Origin of the sequence: Nocardia sp. NPDC005978 (genome assembly GCF_040614455.1) — a bacterium.
In the GTDB taxonomy this organism is placed as follows: Bacteria; Actinomycetota; Actinomycetes; order Mycobacteriales; family Mycobacteriaceae; genus Nocardia.
Map to the genome: position 1 here is coordinate 1 of NZ_JBEXUS010000161.1, position 13,631 is coordinate 13,631.

9 protein-coding genes are annotated in these 13,631 nt (G+C 70.6%); 2 read left to right on the forward strand and 7 right to left on the reverse strand.

What is annotated here, in order from left to right; genetic code table 11:
• Window positions 1-1,235 (reverse strand): (Fe-S)-binding protein (locus tag ABZ319_RS37705; RefSeq protein ID WP_354991376.1); only part of this gene is annotated, 1,235 nt, incomplete at its 3' end.
• A gap of 438 nt (window positions 1,236-1,673) precedes the next feature.
• Here ABZ319_RS37705 and ABZ319_RS37710 point away from each other — a divergent pair.
• Complete coding sequence (locus ABZ319_RS37710) at window positions 1,674-2,306, forward strand: hypothetical protein (RefSeq protein ID WP_354991377.1); 633 nt, start codon at window positions 1,674-1,676, stop codon at window positions 2,304-2,306.
• A 121-nt stretch (window positions 2,307-2,427) separates the two neighbouring features.
• Here ABZ319_RS37710 and ABZ319_RS37715 read toward each other — a convergent pair whose 3' ends face one another.
• The 6 genes from ABZ319_RS37715 to ABZ319_RS37740 all read right to left on the reverse strand — a co-directional run bounded on the left by ABZ319_RS37715 (window position 2,428) and on the right by ABZ319_RS37740 (window position 12,399).
• Window positions 2,428-3,264 (reverse strand): NRDE family protein, encoded by an 837-nt coding sequence (locus ABZ319_RS37715; RefSeq protein ID WP_354991378.1) that lies wholly within the window; start codon window positions 3,262-3,264, stop codon window positions 2,428-2,430.
• A gap of 159 nt (window positions 3,265-3,423) precedes the next feature.
• Window positions 3,424-4,761, reverse strand: a complete 1,338-nt coding sequence (locus ABZ319_RS37720; protein WP_354991379.1) for a S1 family peptidase — start codon at window positions 4,759-4,761, stop codon at window positions 3,424-3,426.
• 111 nt (window positions 4,762-4,872) lie between these two features.
• Entirely contained in the window at window positions 4,873-6,219 is a 1,347-nt protein-coding gene (locus ABZ319_RS37725) for a S1 family peptidase (RefSeq protein ID WP_354991380.1), read from the reverse strand.
• Between the two features lie 104 nt (window positions 6,220-6,323).
• A complete protein-coding gene (locus ABZ319_RS37730) occupies window positions 6,324-7,427 on the reverse strand; it encodes a hypothetical protein (protein ID WP_354991381.1) in 1,104 nt (367 codons plus the stop codon).
• 45 nt (window positions 7,428-7,472) lie between these two features.
• A complete protein-coding gene (locus tag ABZ319_RS37735) occupies window positions 7,473-10,706 on the reverse strand; it encodes a LuxR C-terminal-related transcriptional regulator (protein WP_354991382.1) in 3,234 nt (1,077 codons plus the stop codon).
• A gap of 13 nt (window positions 10,707-10,719) precedes the next feature.
• Window positions 10,720-12,399 (reverse strand): Hsp70 family protein, encoded by a 1,680-nt coding sequence (locus tag ABZ319_RS37740; protein WP_354991383.1) that lies wholly within the window; start codon window positions 12,397-12,399, stop codon window positions 10,720-10,722.
• Between the two features lie 481 nt (window positions 12,400-12,880).
• On the opposite strand from ABZ319_RS37740, the gene ABZ319_RS37745 reads away from it, so the two are divergent.
• Window positions 12,881-13,631, forward strand: a 751-nt coding sequence (locus tag ABZ319_RS37745; RefSeq protein WP_354991384.1) for an IniB N-terminal domain-containing protein, incomplete at its 3' end; no start/stop codon positions are given.

The window sequence follows — 13,631 nt, forward strand, 5'->3', positions numbered from 1 at the left end:
TCGATATCGACCGGGCACTGCTCCACACACGCACCACACGTCGTGCACGACCACAACACCTCGGGATCGATGATCCCGTTCACATCCTCATGCCCGACCAGCGGACGCTCCGCCTCCGCACGCGCCTCGGCCGAAATCTTCGCCAGCGCGGCCTCGTTGGGCTTGCCCTCGGCGTCGACGAGACCGATCTCGTCGCCGCCCATGTCCTTGCGGCCGCCGGCCAGCAGGTACGGGGCCTTGGCGTAGCCGTGGTCGCGCAGCGACATGATGAGCAGCTTGGGGGACAGCGGCTTGCCGGTATTCCATGCGGGGCACTGGGATTGGCAGCGGCCGCACTCGGTGCAGGTGGTGACGTCGAGGATGCCCTTCCAGGAGAAGTCCTCGAATTTGCCGACGCCGAAGGTGTCGTTGTCCGGGTCCGCGGTCTCCATGTCGATCGGCTTGCCGCCGGACATCATGGGCTTGAGCGCGCCCAGCGCGACGTCGCCGTCGGCCTCGCGCTTGAAGTAGATGTTCGGGAACGCCGAGAAGCGGTGCCACGCAACGCCCCAGGTGACATTGCGGCCGACCAGCAGCAGGAACAGCGCGCCGGAGAGCAGCTTGATGAGCGCGAAGATCGAGACCATGGTCGGGCTCGCGGGCAGCAGCTTGGCGACCTGCTCGGTGAAGAAGTCGGACCAGGTGGTCGAGTGCCCGTAGGTCGCGATCTTGCCGGCCTTCACGAAGATCATGCCCAGGCCCTCGACGAGCACGATGGACTCGATCACGTAGGCGGGGGCGAACTTCGAGCCGCTGAAGCGGGACAGGCGCTCGGGCTTACGGGGGTGGTTCAGCTGGCGAATGATGATCAGCGTCACGATGCCGATCACGGTGCCGATGCCCAGCACCTCGTCCACGAAGTGGTAGATGCCCCACGAACCGATGATGGGCCAATGGAATTCGGGGTTGAAGACCTGACCGTAGGCCTCGAACCAGAGGATGAAGCCGGCCAGGAAGCCGATCATCACCAGCCAGTGGGCCCAGCCGACGGTGCGGAACTTGTTCATGCGCGTGTGCGCGAGGAACTCGACCAGCATTGTCTTCAGACGCGGGAAGAACGGCCGCCACCGGTCGGGTGCGGACTGGCCGACCATGATGGTGCGCACGATGCTGCGTGCGCCGCCGATCAGCGATGCCCAACAGAAGATTGTGAGCACCGCCCCAATCGTGCCCAGTGTCACTGTCAGGGCATTCATGTCGCGACCTTTCTACCGGTTCAACAAGCTCTCCGAGGGCGGACGGGTTCCGTCCTGGTGGCTTGTATCCTAACGAACAGTAAGTTACTCGCCGGTAACTTAACTGTCCAGCGTGTTCCCACACCGTAAATCCCGGCAAATCCGGAATGAAACAAAGGGCAGGCTTACTTCGAAACCTCTTCTGATTCAGGGTGAAAGCAATCTCGCTTCAGGAGGTTGCTTCGACTAAGCTCACGTCGTCCGAAGTCTGTGCGCATCTTCACATGCTCGGGGAGAGTTCGCCGTTTCGCGCGTAGGCAGGGCCTGAGGGAAGCCAACGGGCCTCGCGTGGCGAAGATGCGGACAGCGGATTACCTGATGACGGATTGGAAAAACCGAATGAAGTTTCGCAGCACCACTGCGGCGGCTGCCTTGGTCATCGGCGCAATGACCATGGGGATGACTTCTGCCCACGCCGATGAGCCCGCCCCCGTGCTGGACGTGCAGGCGAACGCGGGAATCAGCTACTCGACCAAGCTGGTTGACGGCAAGAACGTCGTGTCGACGTTGAAGAACGGCATCTTCCAGCTGGAGGAGCAGCCGGGCCTCACTCCCGAGGACCCGAAGACCACCCTGGTGAACGTCAAGGACACGCAGGGCGCCACCGTGATCACGTTCCCGCTGGCCTACAACGTGGCCGGGGTGACCATCCCGGTCAAGTCCGAGATCAAGGAAGACGGCCGCGTTCTCGAGATCGTTCCCGAGAAGCCGGCCAACTTCACCCCCGGCACCGCGACCCTGGTCGCCAAGCCCATCGCGTCCGCCGAGGAGAACCAGCGGGCCATGGGCAACTTCTCCACCCAGTTCGGTCTCGCGACCGGCATCGGCTCGTTCATCGGCGGTGCGGTCGGCGCGGCTGTCGGCTGCGTCGTGACCATCGTCGCGGGCTGTGTCCCGGGTCTGGTCGCGGGCTTCGGCATCGGCGGCATCCTCGGCACCATCGCCGTGGGTGGCCCGGCGCTGCTGGCCAGCGGCGTCGAGCTGATGGAGACCATGCAGGCGCCCGACGGCACCTCCCGCTGGGCGAAGTAGCCCGGCAGCAGTTCGGTAACAGCGCGTCTCGGCCCGCCCGCTCGTCGGGGCGGGCCGTTCGTGTTCTTCCGGGGCCGTATCGAGCCGAATTCGTGATGCGGCCCGGGCATGTCGCGCCGGCTCAGGCGGGCAGTTCGAGCCGTCCCCGGAACGACGCGGTGCCCACGCGCCGGCCGAAGCGGCCGTAGCTGCGCTCGGTCATCTCGAAGCCGCCGTCCTCGCGCACGAGCAGGACTGTGCTGCAGCGGGTCCCGTGCAGCGGACTGGCGATGAAGCGCGAGGAGTTGATGCGCTCGCCCCGGAGACCGAGGCCGGTGTCGGGCAGTTCGTCGTCGGCGGCGCGGGTGCGGTCGGCCAGCAGCGTGAGGTAGGCCTCGGTGTCGCCGGGGTTCGCGGTGACCACCTCGTGCAGCCCGCGAACGCCGCTGCGGACCTTGGGCCACACCGGTGCGACCCCGGCGGTCAGAAGATCGTTTTCGGGCGTCAGGGAGGCGGCCAGGGCCCCGTTCGACAGTCCGTGGAACCCGGGCGTCAGTTCCTTCGGTCCCAATCCGCTGCGATTGCCCTGCCACCACAGCGTGTTCAGATCCGAGACCACGAGATTGAAGCCGTTGTACTCGTCCGGGGCGCTCGCCACCGCGCGGGCGAACTTCTCGGAATCGGCGTCCCCGCTCAGGAAGTCCATCATCAGCGCGCCGCGCGAGCGGGCGTCGGGCCGCCGCTCGTTGGGCCCGCGCACATTGGTCACCGCGGCGAAACGGTGCGAGTCGCGGTCCATTCCGAGCCAGGTTCCGGGCAGCGGCCCGGCCGCCCCGCGATCGCGCCCGGCGAGCAGCCCGGGCACCTCGTCCCACCACCGCAACGATTCCGTTGGACGCGTATAGAACTCGTCCCGATTGGCGGCGACGATCAACCGATACTCCGGATGCGCCCGCCACCCGAGCAACACCAAACACATGCCTCCAGCATGCCGGACGTCGTCGGGCCGACCCCTGCTTTGGCGCCGCCGACTCGCCACCACCGCACTGCCCCACGGGGTGCGGCTACCGGCCCGGGAACCGAAAAGGCCGGTAGCGCAATCGCTACCGGCCTCGTCGAAGCTCCTACCCGATACGTCCTAGCTGGTGCGAACCCGCAGACCCGGGTTGTCCGAGAGCACCGTGCTCAGCGGCTGCGCGAACAGCTGCGGGGCGTTGCCGGTGATCAGGCCGATCAGGTTGGGGATCTCGCAGATCGGGTAGTCGGCGACCGAGGAGGCGCTGGAGATGCCCAGGGCCAGGGTGCCGGTCACGATCGGGCCGCCGCTGTCGCCGGGCAGGGCGCAGATGTTGGCGGAGAAGCTCTGGGTCAGCAGGCGGTCGCCGACCTGGACCGACTGATCGATGGCGTTGACCACGCCGCAGCTGAAGCCGGTGCGTGAGCCCGACTTGCAGACCGGAGCGCCGACGACGGGCACGGCCACGCCGGTCACCGAGATCGGGGCGGCGTTCGGCACGCGGACGATGTTGTTGCTGAAGCGGTCCCGGTTCTGCTCGTTGATCGAGACGATCGAGTAGTCCTGCGAGCCGAGCACCGACTTCTGGAAGCTGCCGAGCTGGCCGCCGACGCGGTCGCTGCCCTGGAGTTCGAAGACGCCGGGGGAGTTCGCGCCGCCGGTGGCGGGAATGTTCGGGTTGCAGTGGCCCGCGGTGATGTTCACGACGTTGCCGGTGTGGTCGGTGCCGTTGAAGCCGAGCGAGCAGCGCAGCGACATGCGGCCCGCGATGGAGGCGTAGCCGTCGCCGCCGGCCAGCGGGCGCCCGCCCTCACCGGCGATGGCGCCGGCCTGCTGGACATTGGCCTCTTCGCTGCCGGTGGGCGGCACCGAGCTGACGATGACGCGCGCCGGGTCGACGAAGCTGGGCAGCGCGAGGCCGGGCTGATCCACCCGCACCGCGATGCTGTTGTTCATGGTGTCGATGGCCACGCCGCGCACGGCCTTGGCGACATCGGCGGGCTGCTCGTCCAGCCACTTCTGGAAGGCGTTCTTCTCGCTGCGCAGCACCGACTCGCTCTTGGCGACGTCCTTGGTGGTGAAGCCCGCCTCCTGCACGGCCTTGCGCGCGGCGTCGGAGTCCTGGCCGCCGGTGAGGGCGACCACGGCGCGACCGGCCTCGTCGAGCCAGGCGCCGGCGAAGACATTCGGGAACTGGCGCTGCGCGGTCGCCGAGAAGGCGGCCACCTGCTGGGCGAGATCGGCGCGGGCCAGGTAGTCCTGCGGCGAGATCTTGAGGTCGCGGGTGATCGCCTGCACGAGTTCGGCGGGCAGATCCGGGGTCGCGGGTTCCGCGTGTGCGCTCGCCGCCAGCGGCCCGGCAAGCAGCAGCGCGGTGGCCGCTATAGCTGCGTTGCGGACGAGGGACCGTGGCCTGCGGCTCACGGGCGGCGACGAATAGCGCATACGTGGCAGGAGCATGAGCCGACTATATGGTGTCCGCACCGTTATGCCTACTTATTCCCCGGTGACGATTCGGTATTCGGACGGCAAACACCAGGCATGCCGATTTCAAGATCAATGTGTGTCGCCTCAGCCCACATTCGGCTTGGTTCTGACCTGGATGCCGCTGCCCAGTCCGCCGCCGGAGTTGGCGTCGATATCGGCCAGGATCGCCCGAATCGGAATGCCCAGGGTCGCGGTTCCGCCGTACGAGGCGAGTGCGGTGTTGGCCTCGTTGCAGTTCGGCGCGTCGGCGGCGTTCGAGCCGCTGGTGATGCCGAGCGCGCGGGTGCCGGACACGATCGCGCCGCCGCTGTCGCCGCCCAGGGTGCAGGCGCTGCTGGCGAAGCCGCGGACTGTCTTGGACTGGCCCTCGGCGGTGTACAGCTGGGTCTCGACCCGATCGGCCACGACGTAGCCGCAGGTGAAGGTCGAGGACTGGCCTGACTTGCACACCGGCGCGCCGGTGATCGGGTCGGCCACGCCGGTCAGGGTGAGGGTGGTGCCGTTCGCGCCGCGCACCGACGGCTGATCCATGCCGGCGTTCACGGCGGTGTCGTTGAGCCGGATGACCGAGTAGTCCAGCGCGGAGCGGCCGCCCAGCTGCGTGGTCACGAAGGTGCCGACCTGCGGGCTCGCGCTCAGGTTGCGGACGTTGGGCAGGTAGACCTCGGCCTGCTCGTTCGCCTTGCCCAGATTCGGATTGCAGTGTCCGGCACTGATATTCAGGGCGTTGCCGGCGTTGTCCACGCTGTTGAAGCCGAAGGAGCACACGTCCACGCTGTGCAGCGCGGAATCGTCGAGGGCGGTCGGGGCGCTGATGTAGGTGTCGCCGCCCATGGGCCTGCGCTCCACCGGGCCGCCGCCGTCGGGCGAGAGCACCACCTTGATATTGGCGATGAGCGTCGGCAGGTTGAGCAGATGGCCGCCGGGGGTATTGGCGACGCTCACCACCAGCTGGCTGTTGAGGAAGTCGATGGCGACCGAATTGATGGCGCCGGAGATCTCGCGCGGAATGCTGGTGATCCAGTTGTTCAGCTGGTCCAGCGAGCCCTCGAGATTGTCGGCGTTGATCGGCGCCAGGCGAGTCTGGTAACCGTCGGCGGCGACCACGCGCGCGGCATCGAGGGAGGTGACCGCCAGGACCGGCTTGCCGTCGGTGCCCATCCAGGCGCCGGCGAACTCGTCGGGGCGTTCGGCCCGGAATTCCTTTGCGTAGTTCCGCAATTCCTGAGCCTTGGCCGCGCGATCCAGATATTCGGCGGGCGACATCTTCAGATCGCGCGCAATCGCCTGCACCAATTCGGCGGGCAGGGCATCGGCCGCGGGATCGGCGGCGGCCGGTGACGCCGCCAGCAAGGGACTGACCAGGACGGCCGAAACGAAAGCGAGGCTTGCTGTTCGGACCGAGGCGCGGCGCGCCGAGAACTTGCGCATGGAGTCCCTTCGTAGTGCACCAGCAGACCGACCGTCCGGTTACCGTGCGGAACATCGGTCAGCGCATCACTTTAGGGCACAAGCCCGGAAAGGTCTCTACGAAATCATCGCGAATACTGCGGCCACGGATTCTGCACCGGCGGCGGAGTCGGAAGTTCGAACAGCGGCGGCGGATATTGCTGGGTCGTCACCGGCGGCCGCGTCGTGCTCGGGGGCGTGGTGTCCGGAATCGCCGTCGGCGGAGCCGTTTCGGCGGTGGTTGCCGGTGCGGTCGTGGTGGCCGGCGGCGGTTCGGCGGGCTCGGAGACCGGGGGCACGGCGGCGTCGGGCGCGGGGGTCAGCGGCGGGACCGCGCCCGCGGTCATGGACGGCTGCGAGGCGACCTCGCCGCGCGGCGGGCCGGGCTGCTCCTCGTCCGGTCGCAACACCGTCGCGACCCCCAGGCCACCGAGCAGCAAACCGATGAGGGCGGCCGCGGCGGCAATGATGTACGGCCCGCGTGATCCGCGATCCCGGGCGGGCGACGCGGCGGCAACCGCCGCGGGCGCCACCACCGGTTCGGCGGTGGTCGCCACCGGGATGGCGGCCGAATACGCCTGCGCGAGCGGCGCGTGCTTGGACACCGCGGGCAGGATGTCGGTCACCTCGGCCGAATTCTGGGTGCTCGCGGTCGGATCGGGCGGGGTCACGCCGGCCGGGGTGGCCAGCACCGCGGCCAGCGCCGCGCGAGCGGCGTTGTGCGCGAAGGATTTCGCGGTGTCGTCCGCCGAGGACTGCGGCAGGTCGCGCTCGCTGACCAGCACCACGGCCTTGAGACCCAGGTAGTCCAGGGCCTCGCGCAGCGCCCGCACGTTCGCCTCGGGCCAGCCGGTCGGATGCGTGGCGTAGAACTCGGCGGGGCCCTCGAGCAGATCGGCGGCCAGATTGATGAGGCAGAAGGCCGCGGTGGCCATCAGGTCCTCGGCGCGATACGCCTCACCCTCGTCCACCGGCATGCCCGCCGGGTCGCCGACGGCGGTGACGAAGCCGCGAATCGAATGCGCGCCCGATTCCGGCGGGTCGCCGCCGAGCACGGCGTCCCCGTCATCGGACATGTGCAGCACCGACTCGCGCACGATGTAGTGCACCGGGAGTGTGGCATCATCGCCGGTCAGGACAGCCACGACGGATTCGTCGTCGGCTATCCGCAGGCCCACCCCAGTGGCCATCCTCGTTACCTCACTCGGTGCGTCCGGGTCCCGCTCGCGCCCGGGTCATACGAGGAGGGATCCGTGACCCATGGCGCGCAGCATTGACAATAACTCCGAACGGGAGCTCGCACCGATTCGACGGCGTATCCGTGCCACATGATGCTCCACCGTCTTGGCGGAGATATAGAGCCGCGCGCCGATCTCCCGGTAGGTCAAGCCGAGTAGTACCAGCTCCGCGACCTCCCGCTCCCGTTCACTCAGGACCGTATCCGCGAGCGGTTCGGGGCGGGGAGCCGGGGTGGGCGGCGCGGGCGCGCGGACCGGCGCCTCGGAGGGGCGGGCCTGGGCGCGCACCGTGCGAGCCAGCTTCAGCAGGGCGGTCGCGGTGCCGGAGTCCGCGGCCGCGAGGGCGGCCTCGCTGGCGAGGCGGGCGGCGTCCCAGATGAGGCCGAGTTCGGCCAGCCGGGCCACCGCGGCCTCCACCGGCGCGCGCTCGACCTGCCCGCGCAGCACCAGCACCCAGGTGCGGCCCGCGTCGGCCAGGGCCGCGGCCTGCGGATCGCCGGCCAGCGCGGCGGCCTTGAGCCGATGCGCGTGCGGCAGCAGATCGCGCGGGCTCTCGTGGGCGAGGGCGGCCTGAATCGCGTACCAGTGGAAGGCATTCGACCACGCGGGCGGATCGCCCAGGCGGCCGAGCAACTCCGCGGCCGAATCCACCAGCGCCGCGATGCGGCTCTCGTCGCGCAACCGGATGCCCGCCAGCCACAGCTCGCCGATCGGCAGCAGCGCCAGCAGATCCGCGCTCACCTCGTCGAACAGCGGGTATGCCGCCTGCCAGGCCAGCACCAGCGCGGTGTGATCGCCGGAGCGGCGGGCCAGACCGACCATCACCCCGTGCGCGAGCAGCCGATCGCGCGGATCCAGGGCCGCCACATCCAGTTCCGCGATCCCCGCCGCCGCGGACTGTTCGTCGCCGCCGAGCATGGCGACCCAGGCCGCCAGCACCGTGTGCTGCGGATCGGCGGCCGCACCGCGCAGCGCGTCCGCGGCACGCCGGGGTTCGCCCATGCTCAGGCACAGCAGGGTCGCGATGGACACCGCCGAGCACGGCAGGAATCGGTCCCCGCCGTTATCGGCCGGCCCGACACCCGCGTGCGCGGCGTGGATCAGGGCCGAGGCGGCCGCGGTCGCGGCGGCGCGGACGGAGTCGCCGCCGCGCGGGCCGGTCCGGACGGGCGGTATGCCGTAGCGCATGGGTGTCGCCGCGACCGGGTTGGATTCCCAGGGGGGTGCGGCCGATTCCCAGTGCGGCGTGGTCGTACCCCGGTGCGGCATGCTCGTTTCCCGGCGTGCCGGACTGCTCGTCCCGGAGTACGCGGGAGCGCCCGAGTCCACACCGGCGTGCGGGGCATCGGTATCCCGGTCGGCGGGTGTGCCCGGAGAACGGTACGCGGGATTGGCTGTATTCCGCTGTGGGAGCGTGCTTCCGCCGCCGCCGGCCGACGTGTCCGCGCTCCGCGTGGCGGGTGTGCCGGACGCTATGTGTTCGGGATTGCCTGTGTTCCGTTGCGGGAGGGTATTTCCGCCGCCGCCCCTGGGATTCGTGCCCCACCCGCCGGGTGTGCCCGGATCCCGGCGCGCGGGCCCGGCGATGTTCGGCAGCGACCTGGCGGCCGTGCGGGATCCGCCCGCCTGCGAGCCGACATAGCCGGTGCGAAGTCCGCCCGCCGGATCGGCATGGCCCGTGCCGGAATCGGAGTCGTCGTGGAACGCCGTGATGCCGGTGCCGGTGCGGGCCGCCGGGCGGCGCTGCGGCAGGCCCGCCGGGGCGACGGAATCGCCGAGCGCCTCGGCGATGAGGGCCGCGCGGGCCGTGGCCTCGGTGGGCGGCCACTGGGACGCGGTGCCGGCCAGTGCGCGGGCGGTGGCGGTGTCACCGGCGAGGTAGAGCACCGCGGCCGCGACCGCCCAGTCCGGTCCCGCGCGATCGGGGCCGAGCCACGAGTACAGCTGTGCGGCACGGGGAACCAAGCCTCGCCTGGTCCACACGCCCGCGCAGACGCGGACGGCGGCGGCCAGGTCGGCGGGGGTCGCCGACTCGCGAGCCAGGGTCGGTTCGGCCAGGCGCAGGGCGGCGTCGCAGTCCCCGGCGCGGGCGGCGGCATCGGCCCAGCGCACGGCGATGACCGCCGGATCCGCGCCCGCCGCGGCGGCGGCCGCGTAGTGCCGGACGGCTTCGTCGCCCGCCTTTTCCGCCGCGGTGCACAGGAATTCGGCCAGGCGCTCGTCGCGGACGCCGGATTCGGCGAGCAGCAGCGCGGTGTGGTCGCGCAGCAGTCCGGCGTCCAGGCGGGCGCGCAGCAGGCGGCGCTGCACCGAGAGCAGACGCCGGTCGCCGACCAGGGTGCGCAGCGGCGCGATGGCCGGGGCCAGCAGCAGGTCCGCGTCGGTGATCAGCGCGCCGCCGCGGGCGCGGTCCACCAGATCCTGTGCCGCGCCCAGCGATACGTCGAGCACCTCGGAGAGCTCGCTGGTGTCCAGGCCGGCGCCGATGGCGGCGACCACGAAGGTGTCCAGCAGTTCGGGGTCGGCTTCGTCGAGCCGGGCGCGGGCCCAGGCGGCGACCGCCTCGTCCACGGCGGTGATGCCGGAATCGAGGCGGGTCGCGCAGGCGGCGCTCAGGGCGGCCACCACGCCGCCGTGGATTCCGGCGGTCTGCTTGTGGATGTGCTGGGCCAGGCCGCGCGGCACCATCATGCCGAGTTCCCGGGCGAACGGCGCGATCTCGGTCGCGCCCAGGGCGCGCAGATCCACCACCCGGCCGCGGCGGGCCACCAGATCGGTGAGCGCGCGCAGACCGGCGTCGTGTGGGCGCGGGCGGGCCGCGATGATCACCGCGCAGCTGCCCGATTCCACGGCGGTGCGCAGCTTTTCGAGGGTTCGCGGGGTCAGGTTGTGCGCGTCGTCCACGACCAGGGCGGCGCCCCGGCGTGCGAGCGGGCGGGCCGCACCCCAGACACCGGGCAATCCGGTGCCGGGAAGTTGGGCGACCACGCCGCTCAATTCGGGTTCGTGCGCCGGAACCGGCTGTGCGATCACCTCGTCCGGGTTGTCGGTGAGCAGTGCGCCGCGGGCCCGGAGCCGGGCCCGCACCGCACCGAGCAGCACGGATTTACCGGTGCCCGAGCGGCCGCGGATCAGGAACAGCGGGGGCGCGGAGTCGTCCGAGTCCAGCTCGCGCAGGAGTTCACGCGCGCACGGCAGGGAGTCGAGAGCTACGGGGGTATTGCCTACCACGATGATTCAACCCTCATCCACCGGTGTGCGGGAACATGGCGCCCGGCACCGAGGGCACCGCGATGAGCGGTTCGGTGTCGAGCGGCGGAACGGCCGGCAGCGTGGGCGGCTGCAGCGACGGAAGGTGCGGATTCACCGGCTGATTCACCGGAACCTGCTGGGTGGCAGGCGCTTCGGTGGTGCCCGGTGGCGCGGCGGGATCCGCGGCCGGTAGACCGTCCGCGGCCGTGGTGGCGCCCGGTGTGCCCGCGCGGGCCGCGGTGGTGGTGACCGGGTGCCCGACGGGTGCGGCCCGGCCGCCGGTGGGGGTTGCGGCCTCGGGGGTGTCCAGGGCCGCAGCCGTGGTCGAAGCGGGTTGCGGGACCGTGGGATCCGCGGGCGCGGACTGCACGCCCGTGCCCATCGCGAGGGTGCCCGTGGCCAGCGCCGCGACCGCGACGGCGACCGCGCTCGCGACGGCTACGCGCCGCCAGTGGGTGAAACCGCCCGCGGGGGGTTCGGTCGCGGGCAGTGCCGGGATCGGGCGGACCGGTTCGATGGTGTGCGGGCCCGTGGAAGTCGCGGCGGGGGCGCGGTTCTCGTCGGCTGTCGCGCGGTGGTTCGGGGGCTCGTACTCGGTCCGGGCCGGTTCACGGGCGATGCGCGGCGGCTCGGTCACGTCGCGGGCCGGTTCGTATTCGGCTCGCGCGTCGTAGTTCTCGGCGTGTGCGACGTGCTGCCCGGTGCTGCTCGCGCCGTGTTCGCCGTGGTCGCGCGCGGTGCCCACCGGATGGTTCCGGAGGCGGGCCGCCCGGACCGCGGCCGGATGCGGTTCGCGGCCGGCCGGCCGGGTGTCCGGCAGCGGCGCGGACAGGGCGGCCTGGGGTTCGGTGGGGGTGATGTCGGTGAGCAGGTCGCCCGCCAGCAGGGCCGCGCCGTGCGCGCTCAGGTGCGCCGGGTCGGCGGCCGCCGCCACGGGTATGCCGAATTCGGTGGAGAGCATTTCGGTGACCAGCGGGATGGCCGTGCTGCCGCCGGTGAGCAGAATGCCGTCCAGGTCGGTGATCGACAGGCCCGCGCGCCGCACGGCCTCGCAGACGAGTGCGAGCGAGGTGAGCAGCGGGGCGCGAAAGAGGTCTTCGACCTCATCGCGCACCAGGCGGACATCCACCGGGCCAATTTCGGGCAAACACACCGGAACCATAGTCGCGGTCTCTTTGCTGAGAATTTCTTTCGCGTTTCGGCAGCGCACGCGCAACGCCGACAATTCCTGTTCCACCAGCGGGTCGAACGGGTCGAAATCCCTATCGCCCACCGCATATGCGAGCACGTATCGCATGGTCAGCAGATCGAATTCCGCACCGGCGACGGTGGTATCGCGCAACGGCTCACCCAGCAGGCCCGAGAAGGTTCCGGTGCGGACGATCGAGATGGTCAAACCTGTTGCACCCAGGTCGTATACGACCATCGCGCCGTCGTGACCGGATTCGTGCACCTCTTGCAGCCAGCGCATGGCCGCGGTGGGTTCGGGCACCAGGGCCACGCCGTCCAGGCCTGCCGCGGCCAGTGCGGCGCGCTGTGCCTCGACCGTGTGCTGGGTCCACCACGCGGGGTAGCAGGCCACCGCGGCCGCGGCGGAGCCGGTGTCGTCCACCGCCCGGCCGACCGCCGCGGCCACGAGATCTGCTGCGCGCACAGCGGATCCGTCTGTCATGCGAATATCCACGGGATCCCCGACCCGGGACAGAAAGCTTTCCGGAAGTTCGTGCTCTCGGCCGGGTGTGCTCGGCCGGACACGCAGTGTTCGGTGTCCCCCCGAAGCCGTCACGGCGACCGTATTGGACGACCCGACGGTGATGCCGAGCGCCATCCCCTGGCTCATTCGAAGTCCCCTGTCAATTCGATACACGCGACGGTGAATCGCGTGCCGCCCGCAGCTCATTAGTCCGATTTGTACGAAAGAGTGATGCAGGCCGGGTGGCCCATGGGGGCTGTCGGTTGCTGGGGGTTCGTCGTTACCGCCCGACACGCAGATGTGGGGAAATTCCCCTAATGTCCGGACACCCCCCAATGTGGCGACACACCGTGTAAGGGGGCTCGGCCCCGTTTCGGCGTAACGGTTCGCGTTCCTAACGTGAAAGGAAATTCGAGCAGCGCGGGCCACCGGGGCCTGCCCACCCAGGAGATGATTCGACATGAGCCCCAACGCAATTCTCGAGTTCATTCTCAACCTGCTGCGCGACCAGGACGCGGCGGTCGGATATTGCGCCAACCCCGCCCAGGCTCTGCTGGACGCCGGCCTCACCGCTGTGACCCCCGAGGACATCGCCGCCGTGGCGCCCATGGTCGCCGAGTCGGCGCTGGTAGCCGGAGGTTCGCAGCTGTCCGCGATCATCGCCGCCGGCGGCGTGAACGCCGGCGCCACCGGGACCGCCGCGGCGGAGAGCGCCGCCGCGGTGAACGGCGCGGCCGTGACCTCCGCGGCCGCCGGCCTCGGCCTCACGACGGCCGCCGCGACCACCGCCGGTGTCGGGGTGGAAGCCGGGGCCGAGACGGCGGTCGGTACCGCTCTCGGCGCGGGTATCGACGCCGCCGTGAACACGGCGCTCGGCGCGACCGCCGGTGTGGACGCCGCCCTCGGCGCGGACGCCGCCGTAGCCACAGCCGCCCAGGTGGCCGCCGGCCTGGCCACGGGTCTCGGCGCGAGCGCCGCCGCGGGTGCGCAGTCGGGCGCGGGCCTGGCCACCGGTCTCGGTGGCGCGCTGGATGTGGCGACCGGACTCGGAACCGGGTTGGGCGCGGTCGGCACGATCGGCGCGCAGCTCGGAAGTGGTTTGGAAACAGGACTTTCCGCCGGACTCGACGCGGTGACCGGCATAGGCGCTCGGGCCGAAGCCGCGGGTGTGCGCGAAGTGGTCACCATCGCCGACGATCTCGACGCCGCGC

Excerpts from the sequence above, each read along its gene's own strand:
- ABZ319_RS37730 (WP_354991381.1), bottom strand. The coding sequence starts at position 7,427 with ATGGCCACTGGGGTGGGCCTGCGGATAGCCGACGACGAATCCGTCGTG.
- ABZ319_RS37720 (WP_354991379.1), bottom strand. The coding sequence starts at position 4,761 with ATGCTCCTGCCACGTATGCGCTATTCGTCGCCGCCCGTGAGCCGCAGG.
- ABZ319_RS37715 (WP_354991378.1), bottom strand. The coding sequence starts at position 3,264 with ATGTGTTTGGTGTTGCTCGGGTGGCGGGCGCATCCGGAGTATCGGTTG.
- ABZ319_RS37725 (WP_354991380.1), bottom strand. The coding sequence starts at position 6,219 with ATGCGCAAGTTCTCGGCGCGCCGCGCCTCGGTCCGAACAGCAAGCCTC.
- ABZ319_RS37710 (WP_354991377.1), top strand. The coding sequence starts at position 1,674 with ATGACTTCTGCCCACGCCGATGAGCCCGCCCCCGTGCTGGACGTGCAG.
- ABZ319_RS37740 (WP_354991383.1), bottom strand. The coding sequence starts at position 12,399 with ATGACAGACGGATCCGCTGTGCGCGCAGCAGATCTCGTGGCCGCGGCG.